General features: G+C 71.3%; 18 protein-coding genes. 9 read left to right on the forward strand and 9 right to left on the reverse strand.

From position 1 onward, the window contains the following. Window positions 1-173: 173 nt before the first annotated feature. Complete coding sequence (locus AB0I28_RS36700) at window positions 174-4,799, reverse strand: DUF5979 domain-containing protein (RefSeq protein WP_357500578.1); 4,626 nt, start codon at window positions 4,797-4,799, stop codon at window positions 174-176. Window positions 4,800-4,984: 185 nt separating this feature from the next. Between AB0I28_RS36700 and AB0I28_RS36705 the strand changes: the two genes are divergently transcribed. Continuing rightward, window positions 4,985-5,641 carry a DNA/RNA non-specific endonuclease gene (locus tag AB0I28_RS36705; RefSeq protein WP_357500581.1) on the forward strand — a complete coding sequence of 219 codons (657 nt, stop codon included), beginning with the start codon at window positions 4,985-4,987 and terminating at the stop codon, window positions 5,639-5,641. Next, window positions 5,638-6,231, forward strand: coding sequence for a hypothetical protein (locus AB0I28_RS36710; protein ID WP_357500583.1), 594 nt, complete (start codon window positions 5,638-5,640; stop codon window positions 6,229-6,231). The genes AB0I28_RS36705 and AB0I28_RS36710 overlap by 4 nt, the downstream gene beginning before the upstream one ends. 6 nt (window positions 6,232-6,237) lie before the next feature. Here the strand turns inward: AB0I28_RS36710 and AB0I28_RS36715 are convergent, their stop codons facing one another. Then, window positions 6,238-7,425: an MFS transporter gene (locus AB0I28_RS36715; protein WP_357500585.1), complete on the reverse strand. Its 1,188-nt coding sequence runs from the start codon at window positions 7,423-7,425 to the stop codon at window positions 6,238-6,240. Between the two features lie 64 nt (window positions 7,426-7,489). Between AB0I28_RS36715 and AB0I28_RS36720 the strand changes: the two genes are divergently transcribed. Continuing rightward, on the forward strand, window positions 7,490-7,873 hold the full coding sequence (locus AB0I28_RS36720) for a MerR family transcriptional regulator (protein ID WP_357500588.1): 384 nt from the start codon (window positions 7,490-7,492) through the stop codon (window positions 7,871-7,873). Window positions 7,874-7,881: 8 nt separating this feature from the next. Here the strand turns inward: AB0I28_RS36720 and AB0I28_RS36725 are convergent, their stop codons facing one another. Continuing rightward, the gene (locus tag AB0I28_RS36725; RefSeq protein WP_357500636.1) at window positions 7,882-8,532 is read right to left on the reverse strand and encodes a response regulator transcription factor; all 651 of its coding nucleotides are present in this window, start codon (window positions 8,530-8,532) and stop codon (window positions 7,882-7,884) included. Window positions 8,533-8,537: 5 nt separating this feature from the next. Beyond that, entirely contained in the window at window positions 8,538-9,845 is a 1,308-nt protein-coding gene (locus tag AB0I28_RS36730) for a sensor domain-containing protein (RefSeq protein ID WP_357500590.1), read from the reverse strand. A 150-nt stretch (window positions 9,846-9,995) separates the two neighbouring features. Between AB0I28_RS36730 and AB0I28_RS36735 the strand changes: the two genes are divergently transcribed. From AB0I28_RS36735 to AB0I28_RS36745, 3 genes are all read left to right on the forward strand, one after another. Beyond that, the gene (locus AB0I28_RS36735; protein ID WP_357500593.1) at window positions 9,996-11,909 is read left to right on the forward strand and encodes a serine hydrolase domain-containing protein; all 1,914 of its coding nucleotides are present in this window, start codon (window positions 9,996-9,998) and stop codon (window positions 11,907-11,909) included. Between the two features lie 184 nt (window positions 11,910-12,093). Further along, a complete protein-coding gene (locus AB0I28_RS36740; protein WP_357500595.1) occupies window positions 12,094-12,822 on the forward strand; it encodes a M23 family metallopeptidase in 729 nt (242 codons plus the stop codon). Window positions 12,823-12,871: 49 nt separating this feature from the next. Next, window positions 12,872-13,933 (forward strand): GH25 family lysozyme, encoded by a 1,062-nt coding sequence (locus AB0I28_RS36745; protein ID WP_357500598.1) that lies wholly within the window; start codon window positions 12,872-12,874, stop codon window positions 13,931-13,933. 80 nt (window positions 13,934-14,013) lie between these two features. On the opposite strand, the gene AB0I28_RS36750 is transcribed toward AB0I28_RS36745, so the two are convergent. Continuing rightward, window positions 14,014-14,622, reverse strand: coding sequence for a DoxX family protein (locus AB0I28_RS36750; protein WP_357500601.1), 609 nt, complete (start codon window positions 14,620-14,622; stop codon window positions 14,014-14,016). A gap of 173 nt (window positions 14,623-14,795) precedes the next feature. Here AB0I28_RS36750 and sigJ point away from each other — a divergent pair, with 173 nt between their 5' ends. Beyond that, window positions 14,796-15,731, forward strand: a complete 936-nt coding sequence (gene sigJ, locus AB0I28_RS36755) for an RNA polymerase sigma factor SigJ (protein WP_357500604.1) — start codon at window positions 14,796-14,798, stop codon at window positions 15,729-15,731. Window positions 15,732-15,736: 5 nt separating this feature from the next. Here the strand turns inward: sigJ and AB0I28_RS36760 are convergent, their stop codons facing one another. Both AB0I28_RS36760 and AB0I28_RS36765 read right to left on the reverse strand, forming a co-directional pair. Then, window positions 15,737-16,996: an erythromycin esterase family protein gene (locus AB0I28_RS36760; protein ID WP_357500606.1), complete on the reverse strand. Its 1,260-nt coding sequence runs from the start codon at window positions 16,994-16,996 to the stop codon at window positions 15,737-15,739. Then, window positions 16,993-17,613 carry a CatB-related O-acetyltransferase gene (locus tag AB0I28_RS36765; RefSeq protein WP_357500637.1) on the reverse strand — a complete coding sequence of 207 codons (621 nt, stop codon included), beginning with the start codon at window positions 17,611-17,613 and terminating at the stop codon, window positions 16,993-16,995. The genes AB0I28_RS36760 and AB0I28_RS36765 overlap by 4 nt, the downstream gene beginning before the upstream one ends. 193 nt (window positions 17,614-17,806) lie before the next feature. Between AB0I28_RS36765 and AB0I28_RS36770 the strand changes: the two genes are divergently transcribed. Continuing rightward, window positions 17,807-18,355 (forward strand): TetR/AcrR family transcriptional regulator, encoded by a 549-nt coding sequence (locus tag AB0I28_RS36770; protein WP_357500638.1) that lies wholly within the window; start codon window positions 17,807-17,809, stop codon window positions 18,353-18,355. 118 nt (window positions 18,356-18,473) lie between these two features. Here AB0I28_RS36770 and AB0I28_RS36775 read toward each other — a convergent pair whose 3' ends face one another. Beyond that, the gene (locus tag AB0I28_RS36775; protein ID WP_357500609.1) at window positions 18,474-18,659 is read right to left on the reverse strand and encodes a hypothetical protein; all 186 of its coding nucleotides are present in this window, start codon (window positions 18,657-18,659) and stop codon (window positions 18,474-18,476) included. Window positions 18,660-18,813: 154 nt separating this feature from the next. Beyond that, window positions 18,814-20,652 carry a DUF4157 domain-containing protein gene (locus AB0I28_RS36780; RefSeq protein WP_357500611.1) on the reverse strand — a complete coding sequence of 613 codons (1,839 nt, stop codon included), beginning with the start codon at window positions 20,650-20,652 and terminating at the stop codon, window positions 18,814-18,816. Between the two features lie 327 nt (window positions 20,653-20,979). Between AB0I28_RS36780 and AB0I28_RS36785 the strand changes: the two genes are divergently transcribed. Then, window positions 20,980-21,468, forward strand: a complete 489-nt coding sequence (locus tag AB0I28_RS36785; RefSeq protein WP_357500614.1) for a hypothetical protein — start codon at window positions 20,980-20,982, stop codon at window positions 21,466-21,468. Window positions 21,469-21,472 lie beyond the last annotated feature (4 nt).

The raw sequence follows: 21,472 nt of genomic DNA on the forward strand, positions 1-21,472 counted from the left end.
TCCTCTCGCCGCACCGATCCGGAAGGCCGGTGCCCAAGCCCGCAGAATATGCGGATCTACCCGGCGAACAGTGCTCATCCATAGCTTTTCGCCCCGATATCCGGCTCGGCGGCCGCCCCACGCGAAAGAGACTGGCCCGGCCCGCCGAATCTGCCGGCGGGCCGGGCCTGTCGTCATGCTCCCGGTGTCACCGTGCGGCCGCTCCTGCGCCGGGCGAGGAGGATCAGCGCCAGCCCGGTCAGCAGCGCGATCGCGCCCAGCAGGATCGAGACCGGGTGACTTCCACCGGTCGTCGAAAGTGCGTCGCCCCCATCAGGCCCCGGCGCTGTGGGGTCGCCCGACGGCTGCGGGGTCGGCGGCGGTGCCGGGAAGGTGTTGGTGATGGTGTCGACGGCGGGTTCGGCCGTGGCGTTCCACGGCACCACGACGGTGATCGGATCGCCCTCCGGGTGGTCGCTGTCGGCGCCATTGGCCTCGGACTCGTAGATGACGCAGGTGGCGTTCGCGGGAATGCCGGTGAGCGTCCACGGGTCGTCGGGACCGAAGTCCGCCGTCCCGGAGCGGACGACGACCGGGTCGCCGGTGTCCGGCGTGACCGTGCACTCGTAGGTGAGCTCGTAGTCACCGTCGGGCGCCTCGGCTCCCGGCTCGATCGTCACCTTCTTGTCGATGCGCACGTTGCCGAAGACGAGTCCGACGCCGGTCTTCTGCGGTTCGACGGCGCCGAGCTGGGTCTCGGTGCCGGGTGTGTCGATCAGTTCGCTGTGCCCGAAGGAGTTCCAGGCGATCGACGGGTCGGCGGCCTCGCCGGGGTCGGCCGGGGAGGTCATCTCCCAGGTGACGTCGATCGTGCCACCCGGCGCCAGACCGGGAGCGGTGAACTCGGCGTACATCTGGAAGCCGGTGGCGTTCGGGTCGAACGGTTCCGTCCAGGCACCCGCCGGGCAGGAGTCGGGCGGACGCAGGTCATCCGAGCAGGGTTCGTCGTCCTCGGTGTAGGTGAGCGTGGTCGTGGCGGTGCTTCCGTCGGTGGGTTCGGCGACCACCGGCGGGGCGACCAGCGTTGGCGCGATGTCCCACATCGTGCCCCGGTCGGCGGGGTCGATGACCCCGGTGTCGCCGGGAGAGGGAAGCTCGTCGATGAGTCTGGCGTCCTCGGCGCGGTAGGTGCCGCTGTTGGTCAGGCGGGCGAGGAAGCTGAAGTTCTCGCCCGGATAGACCAGCGCGACGCACGGGTAACGGGTGTAGGAGACCCCGTCGCGGTCGAGGTGCGGACACATCGGATCGTCCAGAGGCACGTACTCCTCGCGGACGGTGTCGTAGAGCCCCAGGCCGGGGTTGCCCGAGACCCACTTGCGGGCGTTGAACGAGGCACCGGCCAGGGTGGTCACCGCGGCCTCGGAGGTGCAGTTGAGGCCCGGCAGGAACGGGTCGCCCTCGACGATGCCGTCCGGCGGCACGTCACTGCAGACGAAGTCGTCGGTCGTCGACGACCCCGCGCCCATCGGGTTGACCGCGGTCGTCCCCGCCGCCACGCCCGGTGCCATCTTCATCCCGATGCGGATGACCAGGACGCTGCCGACCTCGAAGCGGCCGGGGAAGTCCCAGACGAGCCGGGTCACTCGCCCGCTGGAGTCGGTCTCCGGGGTGAAGACCACCGGCCCGGGCGGGGTGGTCCCGTCGGGGACGTCGAAACTCTCGATGGCGTAGGGCTCGCCGTTGACGCCCGTCTCGTCGAACTCCAGCTCCGGCGGGACCGGGTCGGAGACCTCCAGGTCGGGCAGCGCGGCCGTGCCGGAGTTGCGGATCGTCAGGTCGAAGTAGGCGGTCTGGCCCGGCGCGATGGCCGCGGGCCCGACGACGGTCTTCTCGACGTCGAGGGCCGGTGTGCCCTCGACGACCGTCAGGTCGGCGTCCACCGGCGGGATGTCGAAGCCGCCGCCGAGGTTGCCGAGTGCCTCCCCGTGGGCGTCGGCCGTGTCGGTGTAGGTGCCCAGGACGGGCTCACCGGTCTCCCGGTCGGTCTCGCGAGCGGTGACGGTGAAGCAGACCGAGGCCTGGACGCACGGCCCGCCGGCCGGGAAGTTCTCCCCCGGCGTGAGGTTGTATCCGTCGTGGGCGGGATCCGACGACGTGAAGGTCACCCGGATGCCCTGAATGTCGCCCGGGCTCACCCCGCCCGGCAGCGGCGGTGTGTTCGACGAGGTCGGCGTCCCGTTGATCCAGTCACCGTCGGCGCAGCCGTCGGTGCACACGTCGACCTGGACCAGGTCCGAGCCCGGCGGGAACGACACCCCCACCAACTCGACGAAGTCGAAGGACCGGAAGAAGTCCGAACCCGCGCCGTCCTCGTCGAAGTCGGTGACCATGAGCGACTTCAGGTGGGTGTTGCCGGTGTTGGCGACGCGCAGCTTCACCTCCGCGAGCTCCGGGTCGAGGCCCGGGGTGGGCTTGTCGACCGTGCCCGGCTCGATGAACTTCTGCAGGCTCGCCGCGCTGTTGGGCGGGCTGGTGATCAGGTCCGGGCCGCAGGAGGTCGAGGCGTCGACATCGCCGTCGATCACCGGCTGCCCACCGGCCAGGACGATGTAGCAGTTCGGAATGGTCACGCCGTCGGGAACGCCGTCACGGCGCACGACCTCGACGTCGACCGTGCACACCGTGCCGGCCGGGAGCGGATCGGAGACGACCTCGAACCCGCGTGCGGCGTCGTAGTCGGCGTCGGTCGCCGAGTCCAGCGGCACCCTGGTGAACCCGCCGGAGCCGTTGGGGATCAGCAGGTTGATCGTGGCGTTGGGCCCGCAGTCGGCGGTCAGTTCGGTGATGCGCACCGAGGCGAACGGCTGCGAGTCGTCGGAGAGGCCACCGGTCGTCGAGGCCGGGTCGATCAGGTGGAAGTCGGCCAGGTCCTGCCCGGAGTCGTTGTTGAAGGTCAGCGTGTACTCGACCGGCGTGTCCTCGGGCAGCTCGCGCTGGCTGGCGGTCTTGGTGCCCGGACCGGACGGCTGAAGCTTGTCGACGACGGTCAGGATGGCGCAACCGGTGCCGACGGCCGTGGTGGAGCCGTTGCCGGTGTTGACCGCGGAGCCGTCGGCGCAGTTGCTGTAATCGCCGGGCACGGCGTTACCGGTGAGGGTTCCGTGGACGTCGAGGCCGGCCTTGGTGTCGACCGCGATCGTCGCCTCGCCGGGAGGGCTGGCGTAGACGACCTCGATGGAGGTGACCTGCATCGAGGGGTCGTCGGGCCCGCCGGCGGGGCAGGTGAAGTCGCCGGGCCGGTCGTGGACCACGGTCGTCGGCGGTGCGGTGTCGTCGAGCTCGACCGTGGAGCCGTCCTCGCAGGTGATCGTCGTGTGGGCGGTCGCGGCTCCGTCGGGGAAGCGCAGCCGCACCTCGGTGACGTCCATGTAGTCCAGCCCGCTCTGCGGGTTGGACACCGAGGGCTCCCGGACCGTCAGCGTCTCGACCGGGAACGCCGAGGTGTTGGCCACGTCGATCATCGCCGAGACCGGCCAGCGCCGCTGGGCGGGCGGCGTGGGCGGTGCGTCGGGCACGTAGTCGCCGTCGGCGTCCGCGGCCCACTGTTTGTTCACGTCGACCGAGGCGATGTTGGGCACGATCTGGAAGTCGTCACTGGCCGGGGTGCCCTCGGTGGTGCCCTCGTCGTTGGTCGCCGACGGCGTCGCGGTGTTCGTGACCGTCTGGGTCGTGGTCGGCTCGATCGGCGTCGTGCCGTCGACGCGCTCGTTGTCGCGCAGGGTCAGCTCGAAGGCCACGCTTCCGCTGGCGTCGTTGGGGATCGGGTCGCCGGTGGAACCGGAGAACACGAACTGGAGACCGGTGACCTGTGCCAGGTCGATGCCCGCGTCGGGAGTCAACGGCGAACCGGTCTGGACCGCGCCCTCGGTCCAGGCACCGCACTCCTGGGCGTACGGGAGGGTGCAGTAGAGGACCTGCACCTGGTCGGCGCCTTCGGGGTAGGTGACCTCGCCGAGGTCGGTGAGGTCGAAGTAGTTCCACGGGTCCCCGTCGGGCGTGCCCGTGGTCTGGTCGGTGAGCGTCATGCTCGTGACCTCGGCGGCGCCGCTTGAGGCGTTGGCGATGCCGAGCGTGACGGTGGTGGCCTCGTCGGAGGCCGCCAGGGCCGATCCGTCGGCCCAGTCCTTCGTGGCGCCGGTGTCGACCTCGACCGGGACGTTCACCTCGACGGCGGCGTCGTCGCTGTCCGGATCGGCGTTGTCGGCGTCGACCGACGCGGTGTTGGGGACGATCGTCCCGTCGGGCACGTCGGTGTCGGCGGGCAGGGACGCGCTGACCTGAACCGAGGTCGAACTGCCCGCCGGGACGCTCGGGACCGTCACGGTGAGCTCGCGGGTGTCGGCGTCATAGGTGTAGGTGTACGCCGCGACGCCGGGGAAGACCGTCCCGCCCGGCGGGTCGGTGTCGGGCCCGCCGCTCCAGGTATAGGTGCCCGGGACGAGGTCGATGTCGAACTCTTCGGGGAAGGTGTCGGTGACGGTGACGTTCTGGCACTCCTCGGCCAGCGAGGTGCAGTCGACGCGGATGACGTAGTTGAACGAGCCGCCCGGCTCCAGACCGTCGGCGGGAACGCCCACCGTCGACTTGTCGATCCCGATCACCGCCGCCCATGCCGGAGACGCCGGCACGATCACGAGTGCGGCGGCGGTGAGCGCCGCGAGGGTGATCCCCAGCGCCCGTCGCAGGCTGGCGCGGGCATTCGTCCACTGTGTGCGCACGAACTCCCGAACACGGAACAACGACATCCGATTGGTGAGCATAGTCACCAATATCTACTATTCACGTGGCTTTTGCGGTGATATCCATCCGGGAATGTCTCTTTCGGTGCCGTCCGATAAGCACTCGTTGCGTGACCGGGCCTGCCCGCGCGGCTGCCCTCCGGATCTGTCTACTGTGGACTTCGATCGGGTAGGCATGGAGCTGTCGCCGACAGGCAGGAAACCCCATGCGCGAACACGAGCATCTTCCCGACGGCCCCGCCCCGCGCCGCGCGCCGCGCATGGCCGCCACCGCACCCCGGTCGGTCCTCGACCTCCAGCGCACCGCCGGCAACCGGGCGGTGAACGAGGCACTGGCGGTGCAGCGCGTCTACACCGGCACGCACTCCGTCCAGTACGGCCCGCTCTGGAACGGCAGCGGCACCGAGATGCACGCCGAGCTGCACCCGAAGAAGGTCACCGAAGGCACCGTGCCCAGCACCGTGCCACCCTGGTGGCCGGCGCCCGGCACGCCGGCGCGCGCGTGGACCGCGGGTCATCTCGTGCAGGGCCACCTGCTCAACCACAACATCGGCGGGCCCGGCAACACGATGAGCAACCTGACTCCGCTCACCAGGAGCGCCAACGGCCAGCACCACGGCAAGGTGGAGAAGACCGTCAAGAAGGCGCTGCTGGAACACGGCCACGTGGTGGAATACAACGTGAAGGCCGACTACACCGGACATCCGAGCGCCGCGCAGATCGGCGCGCCGCCGGGTGTCGCCAAAGCGGTCACGCCGACCATGGCCAAGGGCATCGCGGCCGAGTACACCATCTACGTGAACGGCAAGGACAAGGGCGGAGACCGGTGGGAGATCACCAACGAGACCAGTGCGTTCAAGTGAGCGACGCCCGGACGCGGCTGGAGGCGATGGTGGCCGGCCTGCGCGACAATCCCCGCGTCGAGGTGGTCTCGGCAGCGGTCGGCGATCCCACGTCCGCGGCCGACCTCGCGTCGGTGGAGAGGCTCGCGCCGGCCGGCGTCCTGGACTTCTACCGCCAGGTGGGCTCCTTCAGCCTCGAATGGCGGCACACCGTGGCCGAGCTTTCGCAAGGCGACCTCGCCGACCAGGGCTTCGTGAACATCATCCCGATCACCGAGGTGTACGGCGACTGGGCGGGGAACGTGTGGTTCCCCGGCGACGACGAGACCTTCCGCGACGTGAAGCCCTTCGACGCCTTCGTCCCCGAAGCCTGCGCGGCCTTCACCGACGGCGACACCGTCGTCTACCACTACTACGGCGAGGAAGTGGAGGACACCGGCCGGACCTTCGCCGAATGGTTCGAGCTGCTGCTGGTCTCGCGCGGCTACTGGTACTGGATCCAGACCCTGTGCGCCGAGACCGCCGGCTCCCACGAGGCCGAAGCGTTCCGGCGGGTGATGCCGCAGGTGTTCCCCGGGATCGACATCGCGGAGTTCCGGCCCCTGGCCTGAGCGTGTTCACGACCCCCCGCCGACACGCGGCCCGCCCGCGAAGCCGTGCGCGCGGGCGGTCAGCGGCACCGCGAGCGCCGCAACGAGCAGCACCAGGAACGCCCACGCGAGCGGCCCGACGGTGGACAGGCCGAGCAGGACACCGGCGAAGACACCCGTGGTCGCCAGCACCGTCCCCCACAAGGTGGCGAGCGCCGTGCCGTCCGCCGCCTGCCGCAGAAGGGGCCGCCCGCCCCAGCCCAGTGCCGCCAGGACGACCGCCAGGTAGACCGAGGCCGGGTCGTCGGCGAGCAGTGCCAGGGCGGCCGCGACGGCGGTGACCGCGAGTACCGCCGCGACGGGAAGTGCCCGGAGCCGGCGGTTGATCCAGCGGACGGCGGCCCAGAGACCGAACAGGACGGCGGCACCGAGGGCGAGGAGGGCGACGTCAGAGGCACCACCGGCACCGACCCGGTCGAGGGCGGAGGCGACGTGGGCGTCGAGTGTCGCGTGGGTCCAGACGAGGACGAGCGCGGTGAACAGCGTGGCCGCGACACCGGCCACGCGCACGGCGGTCAGCGTCGGCGGGCGTGCTGTTCCGGCTCGCTCGGGGAAATCGGGGACCGTGAGGGTGATCCAGGCCAGGAGCGCGAGACCGAGGGCGGCCGTGGTCGCGAAGGTGATCCGCCATCCGACGGCCTCGCCGAGGAGGGCGCCCGCGGGCAGTCCCAAGGCCAGCGCCACGGGGGCGCCCGCCATGGCGATCGTGACGGATCTGCCGCCGGGGCGGGCGGTGTATCCGGCGAGGAGTGCCCAGACGAGCCCGGCGGCGGCGCCGGCGGCCAGGCGGGCGCCCAGGGCCATGGGGTGATTCGGCGAGACCGCCGTGATCGCACCGGCAACGGCGAACCCGGCCACCGCGAGCATGAGGAGGGGCTTGCGGCGCCACCGGGCGGTCATGGGTGCGAGCGGAATCGCGGTCAGGGCGGCGCCGATCGCGTAGGCGGTGACGGTCTGGCCGGCAGCGGACTCGCCGGTGCCGAGCCCGTCGCCCATCTCCGGCAGGATCCCGGCGGGCAGTGTCAGGGTGAGACCGGTGAGGAAGACGGCCGCGGCCAGCGCGGACAGGCCCGACGCGGGCGCTTCGGAATTCGCGGGCGAGGAGTCGGTGGCGACGCGAGCCGACGGCACCGAAAGTGTGATCATGTTTCGCATGCGGGTATCGTCGGGCGCTCACATTGATGTGAAGGTCAACCGGACGAAGCGTTAGGTCGGACACATGATGCGCATCGGCGAGCTTTCGGAGGCCACGGGCACACCCCGTCGACTGCTGCGCTATTACGAGGAGCAGGGGCTCCTCACGCCCCAGCGTTCCCCCAACGGCTACCGGGAGTACCACCCGGGCAACGTGGACCGGGTCGCACAGATCCGCGGGCTGCTCGCCGCCGGCCTGCCCACCAGGATCATCCGGCAGGTCCTGCCGTGTCTCAACAAGCCCCGCGACATCCACATCCCGGACGCCCCGCCGGAGGTTCTCAAGGCCCTGGAGCATGAGCGCGACCGCATGACCGAGCGGGTCGAGTTCCTGACCCGCAACCGCGGCGCGATCACCGAGTACCTCGGCGTCGCGTGCAGTTCGGCGACCACGGGCGCCGGCGCCTAGCGGGCCGCCTACCGCCTCTGGAGGTAGGCGAGGACCGCCAGCACGCGCCGGTTGGCGTCGAGGTCGGCGGGCAGGTCGAGCTTCATGAAGACGTTCCCGATGTGCTTCTCGACCGCCGGCAGACCGATGACCAGGGAGCGCGCGATGGCGGCGTTGTTGCGGCCCTCGGCGAGCAGTCCCAGCACCTCCGACTCCCGCGGGGACAGCCGCCGCAGCCGGTCGTCGTCAGCGTTGCGGCGCAGCAACCGGTTCATCAGCTCCGTGTCGACGGCCGTGCCCCCGCCGGCGACCAGGCGCACGGCGCCGAGGAAGTCCTCCACTCGCGCCACCCGGTCCTTCAGGAGGTAGCCGACCCCGCCACTGGGATCGGCGAGCAGCTCGGCGGCGTACTCGGTCTCCACATAGGACGAAAGGACGAGCACCGGCACGGGCGGCCGCAGAGCCCGCAGTGAGAGGGCGGCGCGCAGCCCTTCGTCGGTGGACGTCGGCGGCATGCGCACGTCGGTGATGACGATGTCGAGGTCGGCGGTCCCGGCACGGATGCGGGCCGTCAGCGCGTCGCCGTCGCCGACGGCCTCCACGTGGTGTCCGGCGACGCGGAGGATCTCGGTCAGCCCGCCGCGCGTCAGGGCGGCGTCCTCGGCGAGCAGGACCCGCAGCGGTTTCAGCGGCTCGTCGGCCGGCACGGTATCTCCAGGGTGATGTCGGTCGGTCCGCCGATGGGGCTGGACACGGTGAGCGTGCCGTCGTGGACGGCGAGCCGGTCGGTGATGCCGATGAGTCCCGTGCCGCGTTCGGCGTCGGGGCCGGGTTCGCCGACCTCGGCGCCGCCGCGCCCGTCGTCGTGCACGACCGCGACGAGCCGTTCCCCGTCGAAGCCGATCCGGACCGAGGCGCGGGTGGCACCGGCGTGTTCGGTGGCGTTGCCGAGCAGTTCGCACACCGCGAAGTAGGCCGCGGCCTCGACGGCCGGATCGAGCCGGCCGGGGAGGTCGGCGTCGACGGTCACGGGCAGGCGACTGCGGTCGGCGACGGCGCGGACCGCAGCGGGCAGTCCCCGGTCGGTGAGGAGGCGGGGATGGATGCCCCGCACGGTCTCGCGCAGCGCACCGAGGGTGTCGGTGATCTGGTCGGCGGCGTTGTCGAGGCGTTCGGTGAGCGCTTCGGCGCCGGGGATCGCCGAGGCCTGGAGGCGGGCGAGGCCGATCGTCGAGGCGAGTCCGGCGAGCTGCTGCTGGGCGCCGTCGTGCAGGTCGCGTTCGATGCGGCGGCGCTCGGCGTCGAAGGCGTGCGCCAGTCGCGCCCGCGAACCGATCAAGCGCGCCATCGCCTCGGTCGTCTCGCGGGGGCGCGGCGCGAGCAGGAGTCGTGAGAGCGCGGCCCTGGCGGCCGCGTAGAAGGTGAGGAGGTAGGCGGTCACCACGGTGAGGCCGACACCGGCGGCGAACGCCAGCCACGCCTGGGTGGTGCCGCTCAGCGTGACGTCGAAGAAGGGCAGGCGGCCGTCGTCGCGGGTGAGCAGCGGTGCGAGCAGCAGGACGATGACCGCCGAGAGCAGGTTGCCGACGACGAGCAGATCGATGAGCAGGAAAGGGATCGCGCCGAGCACGACGTGCCCGAGCTCGCGCCAGGTCGCCGCTTCGCGCAGACGTGTGTGCAGCCAGGGACGCAGTCCCGGGGCGGGCGGCCGAGCGTGCGGGCTGGGGACCGCTTCGGCGGTCATGAGCCGCAGCCGACGGCGTTCGAGCGAGGCCGCGGGGACGCCGACGAGGGCCACGCAGGTCAGGATGACCAGACCGAGACCCAGTGGAGCGGTGGCCACCCCGAGCAGCAGGCCGAACAGGAGACCGGGCAGGGCCGCGATGTTGAGGAGCATGCCGCCGAGAAGGTAGGCCGACGATCGCCACGGCCAGCTCGACGACAGCCATCGGTGAGGGCGGGCGAGCGACCACCACACACCGGGACCGGTCACCGGCACATCCTAGATCCACGCGCGCGTCGCGCTTTCCGGGCGGCGGGTATGGATTTCCATACCCCGCTTTCGTGGGTCCGCCCCACCGACTCCGGCGCCGTAGATCCATAACGTCGGCAGTGGACTGTTTCGCCGATGATGAGGATGGACATGACACGGTGGGCTGGAGCGGCACGCTTCGCGGGCACGGCGACGATGGTGGTGGCGGCGGTGCTGGGGGCGAGCACTCCGGCCGCGGCCGATCCGCCGGACACTGCCGCGACCAGACCGGATCCCGCGGTGCTGCGGGACTTCTTCGACACGCGCGTCCCGCAGCTGATGGCCGAGCAGAATGTTCCGGGCGTCGCGGTCTCGGTGGTCGACGGCGACGGCGAGGTCTTCACCGGCGGCTACGGCTTCGCCGACGTGGCCGCGGGCCGGCCGGTCGTCGCCGATGAGACGGCGTTTCGGACCGCGTCGGTCGGCAAGACATTCACCGCGGCGGCGGTGCTCCAGCAGGTGGAGGCCGGTGCGCTGGACCTGCACACCGACGTCAACGCCTACCTGCCCGACGGGTTCCGCATCGACGACACCTACCCCGGGCGGCCGGTGACCCTTCATCATCTGCTGAGCCACACCGCCGGGTTCGCCGACCTCTGGCGCGGCGATCTGGCCGTCAGCCCCACCGAGGTAACGCCGTTGAAGGACTTCCTGCCCGCACACCAGCCGGACCGCATCCACGCGCCGGGCGAGTTCGTCAACTACTCCAACTACGGCCTCCAGCTGGCGGGCTATCTGGTCGAGGTCGTCTCCGGCGTGCCATTCGAGTCCTACATGGAGCAGCGGCTGTTCGCTCCCCTCGGCATGACGAACAGCGGTTTCGTGCAGCACTCGAAGGCCGCCGAGCGCTTCTCCGTCTCGGTCTACTACGGCACCGGCCCCGGCGTGATCATGCCCGAGCGCTACCCGCAGGGCGGGCCCGAGGGCTCGACCGGGCACACGACGGTCACCGACATGGGCCGCTTCCTGCGCATGCTGCTCGACGGCGGCGAGTCGGGCGGGGTCCGGGTGCTTCAACCGTCCAGTGTGGACACGATGCTGGCGAGGCAGGCCGGAAACCATCCGGCGCTCGACGGCGCAGGCTACGGGACCTGGCAGCTCGGCCGCGTCGGGCCGGGCATCGTCACCGGCTACGGCGGTGACGGCGGCGCGCACACGCAGTTCGCGCTGGTCCCCGGAAAGGACCTGGCGATCTATGTCGCCGCCAACGGCGACGGGACACCGCCGGAGTTTCGCACCCACATCCGGGCGCTGATCGTCGAGGAGTTCCTCGCCATGGTCACCGAAGCACGCACGGACTCCCCCGGTGGTGCCACGGCCGCGCCGCCGTCGGGCGACTACCTGACCACCCGCCACTCCGAAGGCGAACCGGTGAAGCTCTTCCAGCTCGCCTTCGACCGCGTCTCGGTGAGCACCTCGGCCGACGGCACCGTGACGACGGCGCAGCCCGCCCAGCCCGCCCACACGTGGACACCCACCGGCGACGGGGTCTACGTCTCCCCCGACGGACGCGACCGGCTCGGGTTCATCGAACGCGACGGCGAGGTGGTCGGCCTGGTCTTCGAGAGCAACCCGACCCAGGCCTATCTCCTGGTGCCCGCCCACGCCTCCCCGGCGGTCAGGCTGCCGGTCGCGGCCGCCGCGCTGCTCGTCTTGTCCACAGTGGCCGCCTGGCCGGTCCTCGCGCTGATCCGCCGACTCCGCCGGCGCGGCACGCCCGGTCCCCGCGCCGCTCTGGCCGCGCGGATCCTCGCGGGCGCCGTCGCCGTCACCTGCTTCGGCTACGTCGCCTTCCTGGCCTACGCCGCGGCCGACCTGACCGTCCTGGAGTTCGGATCCGCCGCACAGAACCTGCCCCTGGCCCTCGCCGTGCCCGCCGCGATCGCCACCGCCGGATTCGCGATCGGAGCGTGGGCGCGACGCTGGTGGACGAGGGCGGGACGCGTCCACTTCACGGCGGTCGCACTGGCCGCGGGCGTGTTCCTCGGAGTGGCCGGTCAGTACGGGCTCGTGTGGAGTCCGTGACGTCCCGGCTTCGGCCCGGCCGGCGGTTCCCGCGCGAGGGAACCGCCGGCCGGGCCGCATCGGTTGAACGATCGATGTGGACATGTCGTGCCCTGTCTAGGTTCAGGCGCAGTTTCCCCAAGCGGCGAACTACCCCCTCGCGGCGGCCGGCGTCACCGCGGGATCCTCGATCGTGGGAGTCGTCATGGCACGTAAGAACATCAGCAGGCGAGCCTTCCTGCACACGACGGCCGCGGCCGGCACCGCGGCCGTCATCGGACTCGGCACGGCGACCCCGGCCCAGGCCGCAGCCGGGTTCTACAACCCCTTCACCGGCTATGCCGTCAGCGACGGCTGGGCCGAGCACATCGCCCGCGGCTCGCTCGGCGGCATCGACTACGTCATGTCCGTCGGAACGCGGCTGCCCGCCGCGGGAGGCGGTGTCGTCACCAACATCCCGTTCAACGGGACGGGCGGGCACACCGTCAGCATCCAGCACGACGACGGCTACCGGACCCAGTACATGCACCTGTCCCAGTTCCTTCTCGGCAACGGCGCCCGCGTCAACGCCGGGGACGTCGTCGGCCTGTCCGGCGGCGCGGCGGGAGCGCCCGGATCCGGTTCGTCGACGGGCCCGCACTGCCACTGGCACATGATCAATCCGAGCGGGGTCCGCGTCAATCCCCTCGACTACATCAGCGACGGCGGTGGCCCTCCACCCTTCGACATCTGGCGGGACAACATGAAGCTCATCCAGTCCACGAACCGCGGCATCGCCCTCGTCGGCCCCGGCTACTTCCGTCCGCTGCGCTCCGACGAAGAGGTGCACGCGGCGGTCGCGCTGGTCGGCAACCCGGTGGTCGGCAACGACCGCCAGTTCGACCTGTGGCGCAGCATCGCCTACGACGGTCAGGTCAAGCCTCCGACGGCCTGAGCCGCGGGCGTCCGCAACGGACGTTCGCCCGACGAGTAAAGGAGACCATGTGTTAGCGAAATTCCTCGCCACCGCCGTACTGGCGACGGTGGCCGTGGTGGCCCCGGCATCCACCCCGGCCGCCGCCGCACCGGTACCGCCCGGCCTGCTCACCGGCGTCGACGTCTCCCAGTGGCAGGGCGGCATCGACTTCGGCCAGATCGTCGCCCAGGGCCACACCTTCGCCATCGTCAAGGAGGGCGGATCGCAGCTCTCCGAGGGCAACTACATCACCGCCCGCTACGTCGAGCAGGTCGACGCCGCCCGTGCCGCCGGGATGCGCGTCGGGCACTACTGGCTCGCCGGCGACTTCGCCGCTCCGGCCGCGGCCGCCGACTACCTCGTCGACCACCTGCACGACTACCGCAGCGGGGACGTCATCGCCCTCGACAACGAGGTACTCGACGAATCCACCCGGCTGTGGAACGACGACCAGGTCGTCGAGTTCTTCAGCCGCGTCCACGAGCGCATCGGCGACCACGTGCCCTGGCTGTACATGGGCGCCTCCGACCTGCGTTCACTGACCTGGGCGCGGACCATCGCCTTGGGCGTGCGGCTCTGGGTGGCGTCCTGGGGCGCCAACGACGGGACCTATCCCGGCGAGCCCTCGCTGGGCGGCGCGTACCCGTCGTGGAGCGCCCATCAGTACACGTCCATGGGCCAGATCGACGGCTACCGCATCGACCTCAACGTGGCCAAACCAGGTGCGTTCGAAGTCGTGACGCCGGGTGATCCCGGGGAACCGGGCAGGCTGCCCAAGACGACCACCGAGCAGGACGGCGTGCCCGGCCCGGTCTTCTGGATGCGGATGCAGACCTGGCTCTCGGCCGACTGGGGCTACCCCGGTCCGATCGACGGCCTGCCCGGCCCGAACACGTATTCGGCGCTGCAACGCGCCATGCGTGAGCACGGCTACACCGGGCCCATCGACGGGATCCCGGGCGTCAACACCTACTCGGCACTGCAGCGGTTCGCCACCCAGTGGGGCTACACCGGCCCCATCGACGGCGAACCCGGTCCGAACACGTGGCGCGCGGTCGCGCGCTTCGTGAACCAGGACCTGTACGACTAGCGCCGAGCGTGCGAGCGGCAGCGCGCCCGGCTCCGTGAGTGGAGGCGGGCGCGCTGCACCGTCCTGGCGACGATCGTCGGTCAGGCTTCGACCCAGCCGAGCTCCACCGCGAACTCCAGCATGGACGCCTCGACCACGGGCAGCGTCAGGACCGAGACGGCGAACATCGCGACCAGCAACGCCATCGGCACCGCCCACGCGCGTGGACGCGATTCCCAGGCACGAGAACGAGTCCGCGGCGAACCGTTCGGGCGCAGCCGCGTCTCGGGGATCCGGCGGTCGGCGGGCCTCAGCAGCCACGACGTGACGGCGAGGATCCCGAACGTCAGCGGCACTCCCCACGTCTCGATCGGGTCGCCGTAGTTCAGATGCGACGCCACGGCACCCGACCACAGGAAGAGGCAACCCGCGTACGCCCACTCCTTGAGCAGCGGGAGCCTCGGCGCGATGATCGCGACGGCCGCGAGAGCCTGCCACACGCCCAGGACGTAGGCGAAGAAGTGCGGGAATCCCAGGTGCCGCAGCTGGGCCTCGATCCACTCGATGGTCAGCAGGTTCCACACCGATCCGGCCGCCAGCTCGAACACGACCACGATCGTGGCCGACCAGAAGGCGACGGGACGGATCCGGCTCCAGCCACCGGCCCGCTCCTCATCGCCGGCGTGCCCTGATGTCATCTGCGTCTGCATCTCGAACTCCTCGGGTGACCGGGTCCACGTGCGGGTGCACGCTCGCAGTTACGACAAGGCGGCCTACCGGTTCGTGAGGCGGCGGCCCGACCTCACATTCCAGTGGGCTGTCCTGTCGAAGCGGTGAGGATGGAAACGACCGAGGGAGACGGCGAGCAGATGACCGGGAGACCATGACCACCCGATCCGAGGCGGAGCACGGCCGGCCCGACCGGAGCCCGCACGCGCTCATGGGCGAGCGGCGCAGGCTGATCAACCTCGCCTACCGCCTGCTCGGCTCGCTGGCCGAGGCCGAGGACGCCGTTCAGGAGACCTACGCGCGCTGGTACGCCATGTCCCCGCAGGCACGGGATGCCGTCCGCTCCCCCGCCGCGTGGCTGACCACCGTCGCGGGGCGCGTATGCCTGAACGTGCTCTCCTCGGCGAGAGTGCGCCGGGAGCGCTATGTCGGGGAGTGGATTCCCGAGCCGATCCCGCAGCACGGGGCTTGGATCGGCGGGCGACCCGGAGGCGTGTCGGCAGACCCCGCCGACCGTGTCACCCTCGACGAGTCGGTCAACATGGCCTTCCTCGTCATCCTCGAATCCATGACCCCCGCCGAACGCGTCACCTTCATCCTCCACGACATCTTCTGCCACCCCTTCACCGAAATCGCCCACATCATCGGCCGCACCCCCGCCGCCTGCCGACAACTCGCCACCTCCGCCCGCCGCCGCATCCACACCGCACAAACCCCCACAACCCCAGCCACCCACAACAAAGCCGCCCTCATCCGCGACTTCAAACACGCCTGGGAGGCCAAGGACATCAACGCCCTCATCAACCTCCTCGACCCCAACGCCACCGCCACCGCCGACGGCGGCGGAGTCGTCGGTGCCGTGCTCCGGCCGATCGAAGGCGCCGCCGAGATCGCGCGCTCGCTGCTGCGCCTCGACGGCAGGCTGCGCGCCCTGACGCTGCTGGAACGCACCGTCAACGGTCAGCCCGGCCTGGTCGCCGAGCTCGACGGCGTCACCGTGTCGGTGTACGCCTTCGAGTTCGCCGGCGACCGCATCCGGCGCATATGGGCGGTGCGGAACCCCGGCAAGCTCCGAGCGTGGAAGGCCTGAGGCGCTCAGTCGTTCGCGCCCTCGACGACCGTCGACGTTCCCGTGTTGAGCACCCCGTCGAAGGCCTCCAGGACCGGCGTGTGCACATAGCCGCTGTGCATGCGGATGCGGTCCGGGCCGACGCCGGCCGTCTCTCGCCGCGCCCGGCGCAGGTCGGCGAGACCGAACCCGCTGCCGGGCCACGCCGCTTCGACGCTGCCCTCTTCGGGTGGCGCCAGCGGGGTGTCGTCGACGACGAATCCGAAGCGGGCCCCATCGTCGAGGCGCATCTCCCCGGTATTCCCTGTGCCGCTGGTCAGGGCCATGGCGAAGTAGTCGTCACCGAGGGCCGCGCGCAGATGCCGGCCCATCGGCAGCGCCGTGAGCAGGCCCCCGAAGTAGATCGGCTCGGTCTGGATGTGGGCGTTGTGGGAGGCCAGTACGACGCGGGTGCCGGGCTCGGCGCGGTCGAGATGCCACCGGACCGACTCGGCCATGTAGACGTCGCGCGCCGAGGCGTCGGCGGTCAGGCCGGTGCCGGCGAACAGCCCGGCCATGGCCCGGAAGGTGTAGTCACCGCGGCAGGCGCCTTCGACCCGCCAGCGCGCAACGTCGTACCCGTGGCGGCCACCGCGCGAGACGTACAGCGGCTCGACGGCGCGGAAGCGGAGCAGCAGCCGGGTCAGGGCCGCGGTGAGGGCGTCCTGCTCGGCGGCGGGCAGTCGCGCCCAGGCCGGGGCGGCCACCGCACCGGAGCCGCCGGCGAAGGTCGCGGCGATCCGCACCGCCGTCTCGGCCGTCGGCAGAGCCTCGGGATCGACCTCGCGCAGATACTCCACCACGGGTTCCAGGGCCGGCAGCAGCGAGCCGCCGGCCGCCGGGATGTCGATCCCGGCGAAGCGCACGGGACGCGCGGCCGTGCGGTTGTACCGGCGCATCCAGTGCAGCGGCCCGTCGAGCCCGACGGGGATAGACCCGGCGACATGGCCGGCGAGCGCGGTGTCGGCGCCTTCGCCGCCCGCCCACGCGTCGAGCGGGAAGCCCTCGCTGAAGCCGTACTCGAAGGCCAGGACCGTGAAGCCGCAGCGTTCGGCGAGGAACCTCAAGACGCGTTCGCGCATCCGGGCGAACTCGTCGATGAAGTGCGAGTTCTCGCCGAGCGCGACGACCCGCGCGTCGCCGATGATCCCGCGCAGCGGTTCCAGGTCGTCCAACGGCGCCTCGGGGTCGAGGTGGGTCAGCGGGACGACGTTGGCGCGCAGCCAGTCGGGGAACGAGTCGGTCATCTCGGCGGGATCCTTCCGGCGGGTGCGGCCGCTTCGAGGTCGGCGACGCGGCCCGACATGATCGTCCGCACGTGTGCCGTGATCTGCTCGGCGGGCCAGTCCCACCAGGCGACCGCCAGCAGGCGCGCGATGTCGCCGGGTTCGAAGCGCGTGCGAATGAGACGGGCGGGGTTGCCCGCGACGATGCCGTAGTCCGGCACGTCCTTGGTGACCACGGAGCCGGTGCCGATGATCGCGCCGTGCCCGATCCGTACGCCGGCCAGGATCGTGGCCCCGTTGCCGAACCAGACGTCGTTGCCGACGACGGTGTCGCCTCGGCCGGGCAGGCCGGTGAGCAGGTCGAAGTTCTCGGCCCACGAGCCGCCCATGGTCGGGAAGGGGAAGGTCGATGGACCGTCCATGCGGTGGTTGGCGCCGTTCATGATGAACCGCACCCCGGTGCCCAGCGCGCAGAACCTGCCGATGACCAGCTTCTCGGGCCCGTAGTGGTAGAGCACGTTGCGGGTCTCGAAGGCCGTGGCGTCCTCGGGGTCGTCGTAGTAGGAGTACTCGCCGACCTCGATCAGCGGCGAGGTCACCAGCGGCTTGAGCAGCACCACTCGCGGCTGACCGGGCATGGGGTGCAGCACGGTGGGGTCCGCGGGGACCGCTGCCGGACGGTCGGACATCGAAGCTCCTATTAATGCGACGGTTGTTGCATTAAGATCGTGCCATGCCCTATCCCGCCGGACAACCGGATCCCCGATGACGAGCCCCACACCCCCGGCGCGGTCCCGTCCGGGCGGCCGATCCGCCCGCGTCCGCGCGCAGGTGCTCGACGCGGTTCGCGCCGAACTGGCCGAGCACGGCTACGACGGCCTCACCGTCGACGCGGTCGCGGCCCGTGCGGGCGTGCACCGGACCACGGTGTACCGGCGCTGGGGCGACGTCGGCGGTCTCCTCGCCGACGTCTACGACGCCGCCGGTGACGACGGCTGGGAGGCTCCGGACACCGGCTCCCTGCGAGGCGACCTGGCGGCGCTCAACCATGAGATCCAAGCCGCCATGAGCGCGCGGCCTCCGGTCATGGAGGCCCTGATCGCGGCCTCGTTTCGCTCGCCGGCGGCCGCCGAGGCCCAGCGACGCCTCTGGGAGGACCGCTACACGCGGTGCGAGGTCATCGTCGAACGCGCCGTCCGGCGCGGCGAGCTACCGCCGGGCACCGACGCGCGCCGACTGCTCGTCACCGCCACCGCCCCGGTGTACCACCACCTGGTCCTTCTGCGGACCCCACCCGACCCCGCCCTGCCCGACGCAGCCGCCGACGCCGCCGTACTCGCCGCGACCGCCGGGGCCTTCGCCGGACCTCCGCCCGCATGACCCGGACCCGCGCGCAGGGTCCGCCGGTCGCCTGCGGCCGAGCGAGGACGGAGCCTCGTGAGACGGATACGACGACGGTGGGCACCCGCGTCGCGGGTGCCCACCGTGGATCCGATCGTCAGCAGTAGGCGTAGTGGCACTTGGCCGCCGGGCAGTTGTCGTAGTAGGTGCAGCACCTCTTGACGTGCTCCAGGCGGTTGCAGCTGCCACAGCCGATGTAGCCGCCGTAGCAGGCCGCGTCGGCCTGCGTCTTGGGCACGAGCCGGCCGAGCATGCGGTCGCCGAGCTTCCCGATCAGTCGCACGATGTGTCTCCTAGGGGTGTTGGGACCTCAGTGAAACATCGGCTCGGGTGTCCAAACAGGACGTGGACGATATGAGACTCCCTGGGGTGCAGCCACGGCCGTGCCGGCCGGCTGCGTCGTCACCCTGCTGCTGTTCCCGGTCGAGATCTGACCCTCACGCCTTCCGCATGTGAATCAGCTTCCCGTAGGTGTGCGAGAGGGCCTGGAGGTTGCCCCGGAAGCGAGCGGCCAGGAAAGCGGCGTGCACGACCGCCCGCCAGGCGTCCACCGTGATCGCGTCACCCGGGGCGTCGGCCGCCAGCCGGACGTTGGCGAAGTGCAGGCCTTTGAGCACCTGCACCAGCTCCTGATGGGCGTCGGCCGCTCCGGCGACATGGACGTGGTCGTTCTTGATCGTGTTCACCACGGCCGCGCCGTGCGTGTTCGCCGCGATCCCGTCGTAGCGGGCGTCGGGGATCGACACGGCGAAGGTGATGGGGTTGGTGAAACCGCGGGCGCCGGGCGACACCGGCTCGTGCGTCGCCGGCGCCGCCCCGGCGCCGGCGATGGGCTGCATCGGCGTGTTCGCCCAGGCGCGGTGCCAGGACCGCGCGCCACCGGCGGGCGGGTTCGTGTCGTACATCTGGAAGTAGTAGCGCTGGTCGGTCGTGGCGAGCGCGTCCTCGACGTTTCGCGCGTAGTTCTCCATGGTGATCACGTCCGCACCGTCCTTGGCGACCACGCCGCCGTAGTGGGATGTCCAGCTCCTGGCGTGCTGGACGACCTGCGGTCCTCCGGCGGCGGCGAGCTGGAAGTGATCCTGGTAGGTCGCGGGGGCCGCGCCCGGCGTGACGCCGGTCCCGAGGGCCGTGGCGAGCATCGAGCAGGTGACGAAGCCTTCGCCGACCTCGGGCGCGGCGTACTCGTTGAGCCCGTAGTTGTTCAGGTCGGCGACGAATCCGGCGGCGGCGCCGCGCGCCTGCGTCGCGAAGCGGACCGCGATGGACCGCATGGTGGTCGCCAGGTTCGCCGGGGTGCTGTTGTCCAGGTCCGGCGGCTTCGGCGGGCTGAGGAGTTCGCGCGCGATGTGGTATTCGATCAGTGGGTGCGGTACGGGTGCCAGGGGCTGGGCGAAGACCGGCTGCGGGCCTTGCGGTGCGGTGGTGCCGACGAGGGCGTCGAACAGCGAGTTGCAGGACTGTTCGGCGGTCATCGTGATGCCCGTGCCGGCGTTGGTGACGTTGGTCGGGGTCACGCGCAGCAGGGTCTGGGCTCCGTTGGTGATGCGCCGCCGGGCGGGGCCGGGCGGGTCGGCGAGGAGCCGGAAGTCGGAGTTGAGCAGCGCGAGCCGGTCGTTGGACTCGTCGACCACCGCCTGGGTCGCGTAGAAGACCTTCGGCTGCCGCTGGTCGGTGCTCGCGTCCTCGATCGCCATGTTCCCGTTGGCGGACAGGCGGAGCGTCACCGCCGCCGGGTTCGCCGACCCGAGGTTGGGCGCGCCGCCCAGGAGGCGAAACGAGGCCGCGCTCATCGCCGCGCCGCCTTTGCGCTGGCTGATGAAGGAGTCCTGCGGGTTGGTCGGCGCGTTGTGCGCACCGTTGACCACGGCGACGCCGAGCGCCGCCGGGAGTCCGACGGTGTAGTGCTGCGTCGCAAGTGTCGCCGGGCCCTCCGGCATGGCGGGGACGTTGACGGGCCGGCCCGCCGCGAACGCGCGCCCGGCTCTGATCGCCTCGGCCTCGAGTGCCCGCCGGCGGCCGTCGCGCACCCTGCCGAAGCGCTGCTGGAGCACATGGGCGAGCTCGTGGGCGAGCATCTCGCGACCGGCCGGGGTCGACGGATCGTAGGCGCCGGGCGCGAAGTGGATGTGCTCGCCTCGGGTGAAGGCGGCCGGTGCGCCCGGTTCGAGCGGCGCCGACTCGTGGACGCGCACCTCGGTGAAGTCCGCGCCGAAGGCCTCTTCCAGCTCGCCGCGCAAGGTTCGGGGCAGGGGGCGGGCGGGCGGAGTCGGCACGGTTGCCTCCAGCGGATCGTGAACGCCACGGGTCACGGCGGTGTGCCCCCATGGTGAGTGAGACGCGTCCGCGGTGTCAGGGGCGTTCGGGCCGCCGACCGAGCCGTGGGGGACGTGGTTTCTGCCTGCGCGGCCGCCTTTTGGCGCAGTGCGCGACCGGCGCCTTCCCAGGACCGTCGAGGGCCAGGATCGCCACTGCGTGAGCGGATCGCCCTCGCATCACGCGAATCCACCACGACCGGCGCGCTTTCGCTCGCCGCCACACGGATGATTCGCGCCCGTGGTGGGTAGGGAGTCGGGAGGAGCAACTTCGAGCGAGGAGTCCCCATGAGCGGCCCCCACACGCCACCCACCCCCTCACCAGGATCGGCAGGAGAGCCGGCGAAGAAACCCGTCCGGGCGCGCAAGGCGGTCCAGAAGGTCGCCGAGGCCGGCGGTAAGGCCGCCGAGCAGGCGCAGGAGGTCGCCGAGGAGGTCACCGCCAAGGCGCGCAAGGCGACCGCCGAGCTTCGCGAGACCGTGGTCGGCCAGGCGAGGAACGTCACCGACGGCATCGCCGAGAACGCCGAGCACATCGCCGACGAGCTCGACAAGTTCACCGCCGGGCACGGCGACTCGCCGGCCCGCACGGTCGTGACCACGGTGTCCACCAGCGGCCGCCAGGTCGCCGACTACCTGCGGGAGAAGGGTCCCGAAGGTGTCCTGAACGAGGCCAAGCGGCTCATCAGGCGCTACCCCGCGGCGTTCGTCGTCGCGGCGCTGGTCGGAGGTTTCATCCTCGGCCGCAACAGCAAGGGTTCCTCGGCCGACGAGTGACGGC

Origin of the sequence: Phytomonospora sp. NPDC050363, from assembly GCF_040655735.1 — a bacterium.
Classification (GTDB): domain Bacteria; phylum Actinomycetota; class Actinomycetes; order Mycobacteriales; family Micromonosporaceae; genus Phytomonospora.

Bases quoted from the DNA above. Each gene is read 5' to 3' on its own strand.
- AB0I28_RS36700 (WP_357500578.1), bottom strand. From the start codon at position 4,799: ATGCTCACCAATCGGATGTCGTTGTTCCGTGTTCGGGAGTTCGTGCGC.
- AB0I28_RS36705 (WP_357500581.1), top strand. From the start codon at position 4,985: ATGCGCGAACACGAGCATCTTCCCGACGGCCCCGCCCCGCGCCGCGCG.
- AB0I28_RS36715 (WP_357500585.1), bottom strand. From the start codon at position 7,425: ATGCGAAACATGATCACACTTTCGGTGCCGTCGGCTCGCGTCGCCACC.
- AB0I28_RS36720 (WP_357500588.1), top strand. From the start codon at position 7,490: ATGATGCGCATCGGCGAGCTTTCGGAGGCCACGGGCACACCCCGTCGA.
- AB0I28_RS36735 (WP_357500593.1), top strand. From the start codon at position 9,996: ATGACACGGTGGGCTGGAGCGGCACGCTTCGCGGGCACGGCGACGATG.
- AB0I28_RS36740 (WP_357500595.1), top strand. From the start codon at position 12,094: ATGGCACGTAAGAACATCAGCAGGCGAGCCTTCCTGCACACGACGGCC.
- AB0I28_RS36750 (WP_357500601.1), bottom strand. From the start codon at position 14,622: ATGCAGACGCAGATGACATCAGGGCACGCCGGCGATGAGGAGCGGGCC.
- sigJ (WP_357500604.1), top strand. From the start codon at position 14,796: ATGACCACCCGATCCGAGGCGGAGCACGGCCGGCCCGACCGGAGCCCG.
- AB0I28_RS36760 (WP_357500606.1), bottom strand. From the start codon at position 16,996: ATGACCGACTCGTTCCCCGACTGGCTGCGCGCCAACGTCGTCCCGCTG.
- AB0I28_RS36765 (WP_357500637.1), bottom strand. From the start codon at position 17,613: ATGCCCGGTCAGCCGCGAGTGGTGCTGCTCAAGCCGCTGGTGACCTCG.
- AB0I28_RS36785 (WP_357500614.1), top strand. From the start codon at position 20,980: ATGAGCGGCCCCCACACGCCACCCACCCCCTCACCAGGATCGGCAGGA.